Source organism: Salinivibrio sp. PR919 (assembly GCF_001995355.1).
In the GTDB taxonomy this organism is placed as follows: Bacteria; Pseudomonadota; Gammaproteobacteria; order Enterobacterales; family Vibrionaceae; genus Salinivibrio; species Salinivibrio proteolyticus.
On the sequence record NZ_MUFL01000071.1, the window covers coordinates 1 to 18208 of the forward strand.

The window sequence follows — 18208 nt, forward strand, 5'->3', positions numbered from 1 at the left end:
AAGAGTATCATTAAGCAGTGCTGACCCGCGTATCGTCGGTCCAGAACCGTCCAGCCGATGGGCTTGAGCAACTACGACGTGGCTGATCAGCTTGCCAACTTGGGGATGGAAGCGATTCACCCTAATGCCGCATCGGGAATGCGTGCAGTTGGCATCGAACTGGTGGTGAAAAATACCTTCGAACCCGATCATCCAGGTACGGTGATTTCCCACAAATATCGCCCGAAAGACAATGAAATCGAGATCATTGCAGGTCGTGATAAAGTGCTAGCACTGCATATCTTTGATCAATCAATGGTTGGCCATGTCGACCGCGTCAGCTATGACGTGATGGAAATCATTCGTGAGGAGAACGTTCAGCTAATCAGTAAAGAGATGAACGCCAACTCAATCACTTACTATTTGGATGGTAAGACCGCTAGCCAAGACAAAGTGATTAATCGCGTTGAGAAGCTGTATCCTAAAGCGAAGATCACCGGCGAGATGGTTGCGTTAATTTCGGTTATTGGTAGCCGTATTGATTCCAACCAGACCATGAGCCGAGGTATGCTTGCACTGCTGGACGCAGAGATTAATCCAAAAGCTGCGCACTCCTCTATGCGTGACGTGGATGTACAGTACGTGGTGTTGGATAAATTCTATCATGCGGCAATTTGCGCACTACACGCATGCTTTATTGAAAAGCCGGCCCCAAAGCCGACCATCAAAGCCGCGTAACCGCAGCGCTAAGAGATTAATTGCTCAGTCAATTTTTCTACCATTAAACGCCTCTTTCGAGAGGCGTTTTTTATTCTTATCAAATTAATTTTCCACTCCTGTTTACACTAAGCTTAGTACTAATGATTATCACAATAGATAAGTTCCGTTGATCCTTTTGCTTAACCGGGTAAAATGCCGCGTTTTATTTTGTCAGTGATACGCGCATTCTATGATTGATCCAACCTTGCTCCCTGTTTATTTAACGGCCGTTGTGGCACTACTTCTTATCCCCGGTCCAGACATGCTACTGATCATTAGTGCAAGTCTTAGTTATGGAAAGCGAGTCGGGTTTGCAGCAAGTTTAGGGAATGCGACATCCGGATTGATTCTGACCCTCTTGGCTGCTACTGGCGTGTCGGCGATGATTGCAATGTCGCCTATGGCGCTCACTGTTTTAAAGTACGTAGGCGCTGCTTATCTACTTAAAATGAGCATAGACACATGGCGAGCTTCGCCAGCGGATAGTGAGACGCTTGCGCATCGTCAAAAGATGGGCAGACACCTATACAAACGTGCGGTCATGACGAACTTACTCAACCCCAAGGCTCTACTCTTTTTTGTTCTGTTTTTACCTCAGTTCATCTCGCAACAAATCCAAGCATCCTCAGGTATGCAGTTATTGAGTCTGGGCCTATTGCTCAATATTCTCGGGTTGGTATTCAATGTCTTACTTGTCGTGATAGTTGGCCGTCTAGGTACCGCTTTATTCACACGTCCTAGCGTTCAGCAATACCAGCATAAAATGATGGCAATCATTTTTGCGACTCTCGCTATTTGGCTATTTTTACAACAGAATAGTATTTAGTGGTTTGTCGAAAAGACATTGAATAAAAAACCACCGAACCCTCGTGGTGCCATAAAACTTTCCCTCATTGTCTGGTATATTGTACGTAAGCTCGCCTTCAACGTGCGGGCTTTCCTTGCCTAGCATCACGAGTTTAGGCTGTTGTATCGGATGGATTCGAGTACGTGTTTGACCTTCATTTACCCACGCTAACACTAGCCTGCATCAGTATATTTTGGTTGCTAACGGTCGCTGTTTTATTGATTGGTTGGCAGTTTAATCAACACAGAGATATTAAGCTTTGGGGCGTAGCGTGCTTGTTGATCTCCGCAGGCACGTCCGTATATAACCTCGGCAATAGCACAGAGATATCAGGGCTTGTTTGGCTCGGTACCACTGCGGCAATGAGTGCCCAAGTTTTCATCTGGTGGGGAACCCAGTCACTCGAAAAACAGCCACCTAGGTGGCGTGTCGGCGGGTTGCTGTTCACAATGGCTGTCGGGATATACTCATTACTCCTTGTCAATGATGCGCCCCTTGCGATACGCATCAGTTTTTATTGCCTATTCTATGCGGTTATGCACCTGATGGTGCTTCGTATACTGCTCAAAAGCCACTATCGCACACGCACTGGCTATCGTTTGTATACCAGTATCGTTTCTATCCTACTGATTCTATATGGCCTGCGCATCCAGTTTGCATTTGATATTCCGTTCAACGAAACCACTTTATCCCATCGCTATATATTCATCTATTACATGATTTTGATGGCCGAGTTCGTCAAATTTGTGACCTTTATTTATCTTTGCTTCGAGCGCCTCGAATACACCTTGTGCCAACTTGCTATGCAAGACACGCTCACTCAACTTCCCAATCGCCGTGCCTTTGTGACCCAAACTACCCAACGTCTTGAAGACGATACCGCTCACGCCTTGTTATTAGCTGACTTGGATAACTTTAAAAGTATTAACGACGTATATGGCCATCTCGCCGGTGACCAAGTCCTGATCGCCTTTAGCCAACATTTACAGCACATCGCGCAACAAGAAAGCGCCTTGTGTGCGAGAACAGGCGGAGAAGAATTTATCCTGTTATTGAATGGTGATTCAGTCAAACGCGTACAGCAGATCGCATTGCAGCTTCGCCGACAAATTGAAGCCTGCCAAGTCAGGACAGAACAAGGACATATCATTCGCTTTACTGTCAGTATCGGTGTCGCCATCCATCGCCGACATCAGCCTTTAACAATCAATCAGCTATTCGAATGTGCCGATGGCGCGCTTTATGAGGCAAAAGCACGGGGCCGGAATCGAATTGAATTTGCACTCACCGAGCATCACGCGGCACCCTCAAGTGTTGCGCCCATGCGAGTCACAGCCCCAATGCCTTGCGAAGAGTCGAACACAGATCTCCCTAAACGTTATCTCACACGACAATCTTTGACATAATGGGGAGTCAGACATCCTAAGGAGATCATGTAATGGACGAAAATGCCGACACGCTGCTGAACTTGCGTGTGATAGAGGTAGGTGATTACCAGCCACTTGCAGAACTGATGGATCTCGTTTTTCCCGATGTTGGCGGCGCATGGCCCAAAAGCACTATCATGCAATTGGTGACCGCGTTTCCGGATGGACAAATCTGTATTGAAGACAATGGTAAGATTGTCGCCGCGGCACTCACGCTAAAAGTGGCTTATAACCGTTTTTCTCTTCCTCATACTTACGCGGATATCATCACCGATGATGGGGTGGTATTTCATGATGCCAAAGGGGATGCGCTCTACGGCCTCGATGTTTTTGTCCACCCTGATTATCGTGGTCACCGCTTGGGGCGTCGGCTTTACGAAGCACGTAAAGATCTCTGCCAAGCGCTTAACCTCAAAGCCATTCTTGCCGGTGGGCGGATCCCTGGTTATCACAAGCATAATGATCTGACCGTCACCGAATACATCAATAAAGTACGTCGTAAAGAAATCCACGATCCGATTTTGTCGTTTCAGCTGTCAAATGATTTTGATGTGAAACGTTTGATGAACCGATACCTTCCAGAGGATGGTAAATCCGCAGGCTATGCCACCCTATTAGAGTGGGATAATTTCTTTTATGAAGAAGATGCCTCATCCGTCCACGATATWGAGAAGACTATTGTTCGTATTGGGGTGGTTCAATGGCAAATGCGTCATGTACTCTCCGTCGATGACCTGCTCAATCAAGCGGAGTTTTTTGTCTCATCGCTATCGAATTATCAATCGGACTTTGCCCTATTCCCTGAGTTTTTCTGTGCGCCTTTGATGGGGCTTGCCCCAGAAAAAGGCTCTGTAGAAGCAATCCGTTTTTTAAGTGAATTCACACAGACAATTAAACAACGCTTCTCTCAACTCGCCGTTACTTACAACATCAATATCATTGCAGGCAGTATGCCTGTATTAGAAGATGAAAAGTTGTACAACGTGTCATACCTGATGCATCGAGACGGCAGCATCGATGAGCAATACAAAATACATATCACGCCGCATGAACAGCGAGACTGGGTGATTGATGGCGGCGAAACCGTCAAAGTCATTGAAACCGATGCCGGGCGTGTGGGGATCCTCATCTGTTATGATGTCGAATTCCCTGAACTGGGACGCATCCTCGCAGAGCAAGAAGTGCAAATCCTCTTTGTTCCCTTCTGGACCGACACCAAAAACGGCTATCTACGCGTTCGTCTCTGCGCTCAAGCGCGCGCGATTGAAAACGAATGCTATGTCGCCATTGGAGGCAGCGTAGGCAACCTCCCTAGAGTGGATAACGTCGACATTCAGTATGCCGAGTCAGCGGTATTCTCACCGTCTGATGTCTATTTCCCCCACGATGCCACACTCGCCGAGGCGAATGCCAATACAGAGATGATGATCTTTGCGGATGTCGATTTAGACAAACTAAAAATGCTGCACGAACGAGGTTCAGTCACCAACCTCAAACATCGTCGCCCAAAACTGTATGCCAATCACCTGAGTCAGGAGTAAAGGCGTTTTGCCCCGTAAATTGCGGGGCAAATCACTTCTATTTATTGGCCTTTCTCACACTACGAACAAAAAATAATACAACAAACGCCCATTTTTTACGACACCCCTGCCAATCACTAACTACCATTGATTAAAAAGCAACCAATTCGGTTTATCTATCCAGTCGGCTAATTAATCATTGAGGTGAAAGGCCATGAAGCTCAAACATAGAATGCTCGTCAGCTTGCTTGGCGTGGGCATCGTGCCTGCGTTGGTGATCACATTGCTGTCGCTTAATACGGCATCTTCCTCGCTCGAGACCCAAACGTTTAACCAGTTAGAAGCACTGCGAGAGGTGAAAAAGTCCGCGGTGGAGCGTTATTTTAAAACCGCAGAAGGGCAGATCATTACCACTGCGGAAATCCCTTCTATCGCTGATGCCATGGCTTCCATGACTCAGGCCTTTACCAATTTAGCCCGCCCAGAAAACGCCGCGTCATCGTCGTTAGTCGGCTATTATCAGCAGAACCTAACCAGTAAGTTACAAGCGACTGGCAACACTGGCTTACCGAGTGCACAGGAGCTCGTCGCACAGCTTTCTCCACAAACTATTGCTCTGCAAAACGCGTATTTGGTGAATAATCCCAGTCCCGTCGGCGAAAAAGGGAATTACCAAACCAGTCGCCAATTGCCCGCTTACGATCGCGCTCATCAAGCTATCCACCCCTTTTTAAGAGACGTCCAAGCGAAATTTGGCTATTACGATATTTTCTTAATTGAAGCGCAGCGAGGCACGGTGGTTTACTCCGTGTCAAAAGAGGTCGACTTTGGTACTTCGCTACTTACTGGGCCTTTTCAACGCTCAGGGCTTGCTGAGGCATTTAAACAAGGCCGTCAGCTAGCCGATGGCGATGCCGTGATTATCGATTTCTCGCCCTACTCCGCATCCGCCAATGCACCCGCAGGATTTATGGCCTCGCCTGTCTACCGTAATAATCAGTTACTGGGTGTGTTAGCGTACCAATTCCCCATTGATCGATTGAGCGAAATCATGACCGAGCGTGATGGCTTAGGCCAAACCGGTGAGACCTACCTGGTGGGCAGCGACGGCTTAATGCGCTCCAACTCATTTCTAGACCCACAACACCGCACCGTGTTCGCTTCGTTTATGAACCCCGCTGAAGGGGCAGTCAATACTCAAGCCGTCCAGCGCGCGATTAACGGCGAAAAAGGCATTGATATCATTAGCGATTATAACGGTAATCCTGTTTTATCCGCCTATGCGCCGGTGACCGCTGGAGGGCTAACCTGGGCGATCATTGCAGAAATGGACGTTAAAGAAGCCTTTGCTGCGTTAAACGCTCTCGAACTTTCTGTCGCAGTCATTTTTGTGATTGCCGTGATGGGTATCGTTGCGACTGCCATTATCTTTGCTCGCAAAATTACCCGCCCGATTGGCGGGGAGCCTGAAGAAATGGAAAAAATCGTGCAAACCATTGCCGATGGCGATCTCACCGTCTCCTTTAATCAAGATCCGAACGCGACTGGGGTTTATCGCTCAATGCGAGAAATGACTAAAAATCTCACCGCCATGGTGTGTGACATTATCGGTGCTACCAGCCAACAAGCCGCAGCGGCAGAACAACTGTCAGCGTCAACCGTTGAAACCTTGACCAACTTTGAAGCGCAAAATGCACGCACAGAACAGGTTGCGGCAGCAATGGAGCAGATGACCGCGACCGCCAATCAAATCTCATCAAGCACCTCTTCCACGGCCGATGCCGCAGAAAAAGCTCGTGAGATGATCCACGATGGTGACAGTCAAGTCTCACTCGCCGTCGACTCTATGCGTGACTTAGTCGCGCGATTACAAAGTGCGCGCACCAAGTCTGACTCTTTAGTCCGCAGTGCAGAAGACATCTCAGGCATTTTACAAACCATTGGACAAATTGCCGATCAAACGAATCTACTCGCGCTTAATGCGGCCATTGAAGCGGCTCGCGCGGGTGAGCAAGGACGCGGATTTGCTGTGGTTGCCGACGAAGTGAGAACCCTCGCGCAAAGCACACAAGACGCGACGGGTGAAATTGCCCAATTGATTGAAAACTTGCAACGCGATTCCAGCGATACAACGCAAGCAATGGTCGACAGTGCTGATGCTGCGGGCAATGTCTCAGAACGGGCAGAGTCCAGCATTGCATCGCTAAAACAAGCAGTGATGGCCGTCGAAGAGATCGCGGATATGTCACTGCAGATGGCAAGTGCCTCTGAAGAGSAATCCTTGGTCGCGACGGAGATCAACCAAAACCTCGAGGAAATTAACACCATGACCGGTGAAAACCGTCAAGCCATGGACCAAATCACGCAAGCGACGCAAGACTTGAGTGCCCTTTCTCAAGTACTCAAAGGCCACACCAGTAGATTTCATTGTCAAGGCAAACTTGCCTAACGCTCACGCTCGGCACCTTATGTGCCGAGTACCTCTCTTCTCCCAAACAATCGCCTGACCTCGCGCAAACTCTCAACATTCGCTAGCACATAGAATGGCTATCTTGATAGAATCACCGCATTTCTGCGTAAGCGTAACRAGAGAGATTCCGAATGGGACGTAGTTTTGAAGTTCGTAAAGCGTCGATGGCCAAAACCCAGGGCGCAAAAATCAAAGTGTATTCAAAGTACGGTAAAGAGATTTACGTGTGCGCCAAAAATGGCGGTAGTGATCCAGATAGCAACCTTTCACTGCGCCGTTTGATTGAAAAAGCGAAAAAAGACCAAGTACCTGGCCATGTGATCGATAAAGCCATTGATAAAGCCAATGGTGGTGGCGGCGAAAACTATGAAGTAGCTCGCTACGAAGGATTTGGTCCTGGCAATTGTGCCGTTATCGTCGACTGTCTTACTGATAACAACAATCGTACCTATATGGACGTGCGCCAATGCTTTGTGAAGAATGATGCCAAGATTGGCTCACCGGGCGCCGTGTCACACATGTTTGAGCATCAAGCGGTATTTCAGTTTGCGGGCGACGATGAAGAAGGCGTTCTCGAAGCGCTAGTAATGGCAGATGTCGACGTGACCGATATTGAAGCAGAAGATGGTGTGATCACCGTATTTGCGCCGCATACAGAGTTTTTCAAAGTGAAAAACGCACTCAGCGATCACCTTGGTGATACGCCTCTGGACTTGGAAGAGATTACCTTTGTTCCTCAGACCAATACAGAAGTCAGTGGCGATGACGTTGAACGTTTTGAAAAGTTCCTCGATATGCTAAACGACTGTGATGACGTACAAAACGTTTATCACAATGCTGAGCTCGTTTAAGCCGTTCACTCAAGGCGCCTTTGCAAAGGCGCCTTATTTCTCACCAAGTTGCTTGAGCAGCATTTGAGAGAACAACGCCCAGTTTTGCCGGAACTTATCTTCCCCCTGCAATAAATAGCTTTGCAAGCCAACCCCTAGAAAAAAGGCATCGACAACACGGATTGCAGTATCAATTTGGTGCTGAGGAATTTTGCCTTGATAGAAGTAATCTATCGCCCGAGTGTACTCTGCGAGTCCATGCTGAGAAAAACGCTGTATTGACGCTCTGAACTGATCGTCAAATAACGCTTGCGCGGTGAAACTGTACATGGCTTTCATCGCATAAGGTTCGCATTTCATGGTGAGATACAAGGTATCACCCGTCACTTCTAGATAGCTCTCAAAATCATCAAAATTCGCGGGCTCTGCCACCGCGAGAAACATTGAAATCAACTCATCTACCGCAGCGTGTTTTACCGCATCTAGATTATCAAAATGATGATAAAGCGCCCCTTTGCTGATCCCCGCCTTCTTACCTAACTTTGTTGCAGTTAATGCTGCAAGCCCCTCATTTCCAACAATTTCTAAAGTCGTCGAGAGAATTCTTTGCCGCATCGCCTGAGAAGCAATTTCGTTCTTATTCATCGTTATTTGATCAAAAAATGAAAGACTAGTTGAAAAAATAAAACATACCGAATGTTCATTCAACTTTATTTGCATAAAATGTGACCAGTAACCGAATGTTTTTTCGACAGATCTTGGTGGACGATTTGGAAGTAATTGAAAGTTATAGCATTAAGGACAGATCAGTCAGTTAGGTGATCAAAAACAGCCTCCGAGCCCGTTTCTAGACGATCATTGTTCGGTGACACATTACGCATAACACTCAGATAAAACGCGGGTTAGCGAGAGGAATAACACACATTGATCGCCAACAGGGCTAACCTGTAGTTAAATAACAGGATGACAAGAAAGACTTTCAGAATGAGGAAAGGAGCTGAGATCGCATTAAACAACAGCAATGGTATCTACATTGGGTGGCGACATATCGATTGTTAAGGCAATGAAAGATGATGCTGATCGGATTTAACAATTTGATATACACGCGAATACGATGCCATCCACAGACACTTCTGGAGCCAAGGTCTACAATAGTGATAGTGCAACAAGTCGGTGACGTAAGAATGAAATGGCAATGGTGTTTACTACTGACAATACTCGCTACACTTCCTGTACACGCGAATCCCACCTACGTGATTGGCGTGCAAAACTTCTCGCAGTATTATCCGTACTCTTCCTATGCAAACCGTAATTACTCTGGCTTCAATCGGGAATTGCTCGATATGTTTGCCAAAACCCAGAATTACCGTTTTATCTACAAGCCTCTTCCTTTAAAGCGCTTGTATCATCGTTTTGTCGACGGGGCCGTCGATTTTAAATATCCCGATAGCCCAAAGTGGAGCCCAGAAATCAAGCGTAAGTCGAAAATTTTCTACAGCGAGCCTGTCGTCAACTATATTGATGGCGTCATGGTGATTGATGACAACTATGGGCAGTCTCTTAACCAACTTAAATACCTAGGTGTTGTGGCAGGGTTTACGCCTTATCCCTACCAATCTCGGATCAGCGCCGGTCAAATTCAGGTCGATGAATGTTACAAATACGACTCACTGTTGATGAAAGTAGTGAGCGGTCGCGTTGATGGCGGGTACGCAAACGTTGCCGTTGCACAATTTTACCTCGAGCAGATGGGGTTTCAAAAAGGCTCGGTACGGTTTGACGATACTCTGCCGCACAGCAAGGGCACTCGTCATCTTTCAACCATCAAGTATCCCGAGGTGATTGCCGAATTTAATCGGTTTTTAGTTGATCACAAAGAGGATGTCGATGCATTAAAAGCCAGCTACGGACTCGAGTAACGAGTTTATCGCCATCTATCTGTATTCCCACTTCATTTCACGCTCGGGTGTTGTATACTCGTAGTCCTTCAAGATGCTGGTTGAAAAAGCGACCAGCTTTCTGACWGTGCCCAACAACATGGATAGATATCGCGAAGGAGCCCCTTGAGTAACCAACTGATTAGTCTGGACCTGTTTTACGCGATTGAGCATTTGATGCCAGGGAAACGTACTGTCGCCCTATTCCGTAAGTCCGTCAAACACCTTCCAGTGACAACTTTGCCTTTAACCCATTATGATTCTGCGGCAGGCTTACAATTGGCATTATTTCGGCACTGCCGCAACTATGTCGCGTTTACACAAGGCCATCCTATCTCTCCGGATTTTGATTTTTCGGGCAGTGCGGAGCAGATCTTGGCAGCAGAATCCATCATGAAGGCCTTTATTCGAGGCGCTTACTGGTGGGTGGAGTATCACATGGCTCACTACCGTGACGATTGGAGCCACGAGCAAACCCAGCGTTGGCTAAAAGACCTGCGTTTACTCGTGCAAGTGGTTATCGGTATTGGCAATTGCACCAATGCGGAGTGGATCCTCACGCATCGAGGTCCCATTCAAGCTCTGACCTACGACACCCATTTAGAGCCATTTCTCGCGAGCTACGACTAGTTAAACTTGGCGCCTTGCGTCAGTGTGTTCACGCTGACGCTCTCCCACTCATTCGTTACGATAGTTTCGTTTTTTCGTCACCTTAGTTGCGTAACCTCGTTCCAAATAGGCAATTAATTGGGCGACTGTGAAACGATTAAAGCGATATCAATACGAGCGTTATGCCATTTTATGCCGCGCGTCCTATCCGAGCTATTTTGATCATACCCATTATGGATTTAGCCCAAATGGACGAAGGGATATCTATGATCGCTGGGGACGGTGCATTATTCGCGTGCTCTGGCGCGATGATGACGACGTGGTGGTGGTATTTCGCGGCTCACAAACCGCGTGGGACTGGCTGGTTAATTGCGCGTGTGGACCTAAGCAGATACGAATGGGCAATGTTAGGTGTTTTGTGCACTGGGGATTTCATTATCTCCTCACTCAAAAAAGCTTACCGTGGCAACAGCACAAGCGCCGCTATCAATTCATGACCACAAGCCAGTTTGCGGATGTAGCGCAAGCTGCCGACACCTGTTCACTGGCCGGCAACACAGTGCTGGATAAGCTAGAGGCAGCACTCGCGCCGCTGCTCCAAGCCAACAAAAAGGTCTCCTTTATTGGCCACTCATCGGGAGGCGCAATGGCCGTCATTGCCGCCGCAATGCTTTATCCCTCCATGGGACAGGCAATCAAGCGCATCGTCACCTTTGGCCAGCCGGCTGCCGGTATGTGGCGTTTTAAGCGATATTATCCTTTTCACACCAAAACCTACCGTATTTGTTGTGATGTCGACATCATTACATTTTTGCCTGGTATTCCCATGCTGTATTGGCATGTCGGACGCCTGCTTTGGCTACATGAGAACAAGATCTACACCGACACACCTTCCGTCATTCGAGTACTACGCGTCTTGTTCAGCTGGCTAACCCGTCCGATTGCTTATCACTACATGGACAAATATATCCGACGCAAAGACTATTTTGATCAACACTGATCGTTTCGTGACAGCCAATACGTGACGTTGTCACTAAATGCCATTTATCCAAACCAATCTGTGATCGGGTTAACGGCCCACTTTCGTGTCCCAAGACTGTCACTCAACAGTCACCTCGATTTAATATTGACTCGCCAGACTCTCGACCAACTTTGCGCCCGGTGGCGTAGAGCCTCGCTATCACTAAACCCATAAATACGATAACGAACAGAAAGGAAGTCATGTCGTGAGCAAGCATATTGATCAGCGTCCGCTGGATGCAGAGCCCGAATTCAACCGTTTTATTGACGCCGCCGTGAGCCGTCGCCGCTTTTTACAAGGCGCAGGCGCGGCAAGTACCGTAGCTTTTTTCGCCGCTAACCCAGTTGCAAAGGCTGTGGCTGGCAGCTTGAGTAAAAGTGAATTACTCGGTTTTAAAGCCATCCCAACCTCGACGGCTGACACCGTCACTGTGCCCGAAGGATACAAAGCGGAGGTACTGGTATCATGGGGCGATCCTATCTTTGCCAATGCCCCCGCCTTTTCGCAGCAAAACGATGCCAGCGCCCAAGCACAACAGTTTGGTGACAATAATGATGGCATGACATTTTTCCCTCTCGCCAATGATCGCGCCTTACTCGCCGTCAATAACGAGTACATCAACGATGAGTTTCTGTTTACGCACGGCGGTAAAAACATCTCAGCCGATGATGCGCGTAAATCACAAGCGGCGCATGGCGTCTCTTTGGTTGAACTCAAGAAAGTCGATGGTCGCTGGACAATCAACCCGCAAGGTCGCTTAAACCGTCGTATTACCGCATATACGGAGATGGCAATGACAGGCCCAGCCGCCGGCCATTCACTGCTTAAAACCGCAGCTGATCCCTCGGGTAAAAAGATCCTCGGCACCTTTAATAATTGTGCCAACGGCGAAACGCCTTGGGGCACTTATCTCACTTGCGAAGAAAACTTTAATGGCTATTTCGCCAGCGAAAAAACCGTGACCTTAGGCAAAACCTATCAACGCTACGGCATCAGCGATACCGATTGGGGGTACGACTGGTATAAACACGACGAACGCTTTGATGTCGCCAAGCACCCCAATGAGCCCCATCGCTTCGGCTGGGTGGTCGAAATTGACCCTATGGACCCCAATTCGACCCCGAAAAAGCGCAGCGCACTGGGCCGCTTTAAGCACGAAAATGCCGCACTAACAGTCAATGATGATGGTCATGTTGTCGTGTATATGGGCGATGATGAACGTGGCGAGCACCTGTACAAATTTGTCTCTGAGGGAAAATACGATCCAAGTAAAGGTAGCGCTAATCGCGATTTGCTCGAAAATGGCACCTTGTATGTCGCGAAATTTACTGGCAGCGACGATAAGCTAAAAGGCCACGGGGAGTGGTTAGAGCTCACTTTTGGTAAAAATGGCCTAACCCCTGAAAACGGTTTTCCTGACCAAGCCAGCGTGCTCATTTTTGCCCGCGAAGCCGCGACACAAGTCGGTGCCACTACCATGGATCGCCCAGAGTGGGTCGCCGTGCACGCCGACAACAAGCATGTTTTTTGCACCCTCACCAATAACAAGTACCGTGGTGTGAAAGACAACCAACCATTAAATGCCGCCAACCCACGCACCAAAAACCCGTATGGCCATATTATTCGCTGGGCGCCGACCCAAGGCGATCATACTCAGACGACCTTTGAGTGGGACATCTTCGTGATGGCTGGCCACCCTGAGAAGCAATCTGGGTTAATGGCGGGTACCGATAACATCAACAAAAACAACATGTTTAACAGCCCGGATGGTATCGGCTTTGATCGTGCCGGTCGTCTTTGGATTCAAACCGACGGTGATTACTCCAACGARGGAGACTTCGCTGGCATGGGCAATAACCAAATGCTGTGTGCCGACACGCAAACAGGAGAAATTCGCCGCTTCCTTACCGGGCCAACGTCATGTGAGATCACGGGACTAACCTTTACCCCTGACTCACGCACTATGTTTGTGGGCGTGCAACATCCAGGCGCTCACTTTCCTGCTGGGGGTGATGCCATTCCCCGCTCTTCAGTGATCATGATCACTAAAGACGACGGTGGCGTGATCGGAACCTAACAGCGCTCCGCCGCGACACATTCACGTTCGCGCGCTACCTAACCAACGCCATTCAGCCCTTGTCATGACGAGGGCTTTTTACTATGCGCGACTATGACAAGCGCGCAAATGTTGCACTTATCTGCAAACTATCAACTATATTTACAGAGGGTATATGTATCGATAATGCGCCAAACTGCACCTAACAGGTTGATAAAAGAATGTAACTCATTCAAAAACAACGCGTTGGCACAATGCAGTTACCGAAGGAGCCGACAGCATGGCGACAGAGACACAAGTCACCGAGACACAAGGAACGGTTGCTGCCGTTCAGCCTGATGGCCAAGTACGTCAGATAGAGGCCAATCAAACGGTTTCGACGGGAGAGCTCGTCACCGCGGTAGGTAACGAGCCTGCCTCTGTACGCCTTGAGAATGGTGTCGATGCAAACCTTGCATTGTCTGCCTTGCTTGTCGGCGAAGGTGAAGACGATACACTGGTACAAGATTTACCTGAGGATGTACTTGAAATCATTGAAGCCATCCAACGCGGTGAAGATCCCAATGCCATTGAAGATGCCGCCACCGCAGCCGGTGCGGCGGCTTCAGGTTCTGCAATCACGGCCATGGCAATCATTGAAGCGAACGGCCGTATTGGCGAGATCATTGCAGGCTTACAGACCGAAGGTATCACTGACCCAGAAAGTGGCATTACCGACGAACAGCTTTTTGCTTTAACGGCGTTAAGATTGGCAAGCGCAGACGCGGTATTCCCCGCCGCAGAGACCAATGAAGCGCCGAGCGCCGAGTCGTTGACCTTCAGCACAGATGAAGACCAACCATTAGTGCTGACGCCCAATCAAATACTGCAGCAAATCAACGATCCAGATGGTGACACTCTCACTATTGTTTCCATCACCAGTGGTAATCCAGATGTCGAAATCGACGAAGACGCGTCTGGCAATATCGTTATCACACCACCGCCCAATTTCAATGGTGACCTTGATCTCACCGTCATTGTTTCCGATGGCCAAGCAGAAACGCCGTCCGATATCACGGTCACCGTGAATCCCGTCAACGATGCTCCCACGCTGCAATTTTCAGCGACGGCGGTCACCGAGGATGTGGTCGCGGCTGGCGATAGCGTCGGCACTGTGACGGCGACGGATATAGAAGACGATACCCTCACTCTGTCGTTGACTGATGGCGGACAAAACTATGTCGAGTTGCAGGGTAATAATGTTGTTCTCACTCAGGCAGGCGTAGATGCAATCAATAACGATGCACTAGATATCGCCTCGCTGACATTTACAATCACTGCCTCAGACGGCGAAACGAGCACCTCTGAAACCTTCACCTCAGCAGTGGAACGTATTGACGATCCCGCATCCATCACAGGTGATACCTCAGGCACGCTCTCGGAGGGTGAAATCGATGGCTCTGATGGAAGTTTGGTAGCCAGAGACTCGGTTTCCGGTACCTTGTCGATCACCGATCCGGACGATAGCCCAACGTGGATCGATAGCACGCAATCCGGCCTGTATGGTGAGCTCGTCTTCACTAATGGCAACTGGACCTACACCGCAGATAGCGATGCTGTGCAATCTCTTAGCGAGGGCGATGCGGTTTCGGATAACTTCACTGTGACTGCATCAGACGGCAGCAGCCAAGTGATCGCGATAACTATCACAGGTACAAATGATGATCCTGTGATTAGCGGCCAAACCCTTGGCGATGTTGTCGAAGACAGCATTTTAGAAGCGACAGGATCTCTCAGTATTTCGGATGCAGATGGTAACAATGCCCCGAGCTTTTCCGATGGCAATGTGTCGGGTCAGTATGGTGAGTTATCACTGGTGAATGGTACATGGATTTATACGCTCGATAATAACAGTAGCGTTATCCAAGGCTTAGACGCTGGCGATCAGGTGACCGATACAATTACCCTGACTGCCTCTGATGGCACTGAGCAAGCTATTGTTATCACTATTACTGGTAGCGAAGATGCGCCTGAAGTCACCGGTGAGTTTGTTGGCTCAGTGACCGAAGGCAACGTGGGCGATGCGGTCACTGCCACGGGCACCATCGCGATCAGTGATGTTGATGACGGCGATAATCCGACTTTTGCGGATACCACTGAGGCGGGGACTTATGGCTCGCTGGAACTAGTAGATGGCGCTTGGACCTACACCCTCGATCAGTCTGCGGTACAAGATTTAGATGCCGGTGATCTGGTCACCGATACCATCACTCTGACTGCCTCTGATGGCACAGAGCAAGATATYGTYATCACTATTACSGGGACGGATGATGCSCCTGAAGTSASCGGTAGCTTTWCCGGCTCAGTGACCGAAGGTGACGTGGGCGATGCACCTGTCACTGCCACCGGCACCATTGCGATCAGCGATATTGATGACGGCGATAATCCGACCTTTGCGGATACCACAGCAACCGGCACTTATGGCTCGCTGGAACTAGTCGGTGAAAACTGGACCTACACCCTCGATCAGTCTGCGGTACAAGATTTAGATGCCGGTGATCAAGTCACCGACACTATCACCCTGACCGCAAACGATGGTACTGAGCAAGATATTGTCATCACTATTACGGGCACCGACGATGCACCAGAAGTCACCGGTGAGTTTGTTGGTTCAGTCACCGAAGGCAATGAAGGTGATGCGCCTGTTACTGCCACCGGCACCCTTGCGATCAGTGATGTCGACGGTGACGATACACCTACCTTCGCCAATACCACTGAGACTGGTGCTTATGGGTCGCTAGAGCTGGTKAACGGCAATTGGGCTTACACCCTCGATCAGTCTGCGGTGCAAKATTTAGATGCTGGCGATCAGGTGACGGACACCATCACCCTGACTGCAAACGATGGTACTGAGCAAGATATTGTTATCACCATTACCGGTACCGATGATGCCCCTGAGGTCACCGGTAACTTTACCGGCTCGGTCACCGAGGGTGACGCAGGTGATGCGGCGGTGACTGCAACCGGCACCATTGCGATCAGTGATGTGGATGGCGACGATAATCCAACCTTTGCCGATACCACAGAGGCCAGCACCTATGGTTCGCTCGAGCTGGTCAATGAGAACTGGACCTACACCCTTGATCAATCTGCGGTGCAGAACCTAGATGCCGGCGATCAGGTCACCGATACCATTACCCTCACCGCCTCTGATGGCACCCAGCAAGATCTTATTATCACGATTACAGGTAGCGAAGACGCGCCTGAAGTGACCGGTAACTTTTCCGGCTCGGTCACCGAAGGTGACGAAGGCGATGCGCCTGTCACTGCCACCGGCACCCTTGCGATCAGTGATGTCGATGGCGATGACAATCCGACCTTTGCCGATGTTACACAGGCAGGCACTTATGGCTCATTGGAGCTAGTAGATGGAGCTTGGACGTACACCCTTGATCAAGCCAGCGTGCAGGATTTAGATGCCGGTGATCAAGTCACCGACACTATCACCCTGACCGCAAACGATGGTACTGAGCAAGATATTGTCATCACTATTACGGGCACCGACGATGCGCCTGAAGTGACCGGTAGCTTTGTCGGTTCCGTCACCGAAGGCAATGAAGGCGATGCGCCTGTCACTGCCACGGGCACCATCGCGATCAGTGATGTTGATGGCGACGATACACCGGCCTTTGCGAATACTACAGAAGCGGGCACTTACGGTTCGCTCCAGCTAGTTAACGGTAATTGGACTTACACACTTGATCAGTCTGCGGTGCAAGATTTAGATGCCGGTGATCAAGTCACCGACACCATCACCCTGACCGCAAACGATGGTACTGAGCAAGATATTGTTATCACCATTACCGGCACCGACGACTTACCTGAAGTCACCGGTAGCTTTACCGGCTCAGTGACCGAAGGCAACGAAGGTGATGCGCCTGTCACTGCGACGGGCACGATTGCGATCAGTGATGTTGATGACGACGACAATCCGACCTTTGCCGATGTTACACAGGCAGGCACTTATGGCTCGCTAGAACTGGTGAACGGTAATTGGACTTACACGCTAAATCAGAGCTCAGTACAGAATTTAGATGCCGGCGATCAGGTCACCGATACCATCACGCTTACTGCATCCGATGGTACGGAACAGGATATTGTTATCACTATTACCGGCACCGACGACTTACCTGAAGTCTCTGGTGAGTTTGTTGGCTCGGTCACCGAAGGCAACGAAGGTGATGCACCCGTCACTGCCACCGGCACCCTTGCGATCAGTGATGTGGATAGCGACGATAATCCAACCTTTGCCGATGTTACACAGGCAGGCAACTATGGTTCGCTCGAGCTGGTGAACGGTAATTGGACCTACACCCTTGATCAGTCTGCGGTGCAGAATTTAGATGCCGGCGATCAGGTCACCGATACCATTACCCTGACGGCAAGCGATAACACGCAACAAGATATTGTCATCACCATTACGGGGACCGATGATGCGCCAGAAGTGAGTGGTGAGTTTGTTGGTTCAGTCACCGAAGGAGACGAAGGTGATGCGCCTGTTACTGCCACGGGTACCATTGCGATCAGTGATATCGACGGTGACGATACGCCGACCTTTGCTGATACCACAGCAACCGGCACTTACGGTTCGCTCCAGCTAGTTAACGGTAATTGGACTTACACACTTGATCAGTCTGCGGTGCAAGATTTAGATGCCGGTGATCAAGTCACCGACACCATCACCCTGACCGCAAACGATGGTACTGAGCAAGAT

At 49.3% G+C, this 18208-nt stretch carries 11 protein-coding genes and 1 pseudogene; 11 read left to right on the top strand and 1 reads right to left on the bottom strand.

Annotation, left to right across the window (positions count from 1 at the left end; all coding sequences use genetic code 11):
* The 6 genes and pseudogenes from BZG83_RS12650 to BZG83_RS12675 all read left to right on the top strand — a co-directional run.
* A pseudogene (locus BZG83_RS12650) lies at window positions 1-717 on the top strand (aspartate kinase); the annotation flags it as partial.
* 211 nt (window positions 718-928) lie between these two features.
* Entirely contained in the window at window positions 929-1564 is a 636-nt protein-coding gene (locus tag BZG83_RS12655; RefSeq protein WP_077481042.1) for a LysE family translocator, read from the top strand.
* 164 nt (window positions 1565-1728) lie between these two features.
* The gene (locus tag BZG83_RS12660) at window positions 1729-2991 is read left to right on the top strand and encodes a GGDEF domain-containing protein (RefSeq protein ID WP_077481044.1); all 1263 of its coding nucleotides are present in this window, start codon (window positions 1729-1731) and stop codon (window positions 2989-2991) included.
* A 32-nt stretch (window positions 2992-3023) separates the two neighbouring features.
* On the top strand, window positions 3024-4553 hold the full coding sequence (locus BZG83_RS12665) for a bifunctional GNAT family N-acetyltransferase/carbon-nitrogen hydrolase family protein (protein ID WP_077481046.1): 1530 nt from the start codon (window positions 3024-3026) through the stop codon (window positions 4551-4553).
* A 193-nt stretch (window positions 4554-4746) separates the two neighbouring features.
* A complete protein-coding gene (locus BZG83_RS12670) occupies window positions 4747-6981 on the top strand; it encodes a methyl-accepting chemotaxis protein (protein ID WP_077481048.1) in 2235 nt (744 codons plus the stop codon).
* A gap of 152 nt (window positions 6982-7133) precedes the next feature.
* Window positions 7134-7853, top strand: a complete 720-nt coding sequence (locus BZG83_RS12675; protein WP_077481050.1) for a YebC/PmpR family DNA-binding transcriptional regulator — start codon at window positions 7134-7136, stop codon at window positions 7851-7853.
* A gap of 33 nt (window positions 7854-7886) precedes the next feature.
* Here the strand turns inward: BZG83_RS12675 and BZG83_RS12680 are convergent, their stop codons facing one another.
* A complete protein-coding gene (locus BZG83_RS12680; RefSeq protein WP_077481052.1) occupies window positions 7887-8552 on the bottom strand; it encodes a TetR/AcrR family transcriptional regulator in 666 nt (221 codons plus the stop codon).
* Window positions 8553-8986: 434 nt separating this feature from the next.
* Here BZG83_RS12680 and BZG83_RS12685 point away from each other — a divergent pair, with 434 nt between their 5' ends.
* The 5 genes from BZG83_RS12685 to BZG83_RS12705 form a co-directional block, all read left to right on the top strand.
* Window positions 8987-9751, top strand: coding sequence for a substrate-binding periplasmic protein (locus BZG83_RS12685; RefSeq protein WP_158011490.1), 765 nt, complete (start codon window positions 8987-8989; stop codon window positions 9749-9751).
* A gap of 144 nt (window positions 9752-9895) precedes the next feature.
* On the top strand, window positions 9896-10399 hold the full coding sequence (locus BZG83_RS12690) for a hypothetical protein (RefSeq protein ID WP_077457878.1): 504 nt from the start codon (window positions 9896-9898) through the stop codon (window positions 10397-10399).
* A 127-nt stretch (window positions 10400-10526) separates the two neighbouring features.
* The gene (locus BZG83_RS12695; protein WP_077481056.1) at window positions 10527-11378 is read left to right on the top strand and encodes a lipase family protein; all 852 of its coding nucleotides are present in this window, start codon (window positions 10527-10529) and stop codon (window positions 11376-11378) included.
* A gap of 226 nt (window positions 11379-11604) precedes the next feature.
* Window positions 11605-13476 (top strand): PhoX family protein, encoded by a 1872-nt coding sequence (locus BZG83_RS12700; protein WP_077481058.1) that lies wholly within the window; start codon window positions 11605-11607, stop codon window positions 13474-13476.
* A gap of 259 nt (window positions 13477-13735) precedes the next feature.
* Window positions 13736-18208: beta strand repeat-containing protein (locus BZG83_RS12705; RefSeq protein ID WP_198929736.1), on the top strand; the 4473-nt coding region annotated here is incomplete at its 3' end.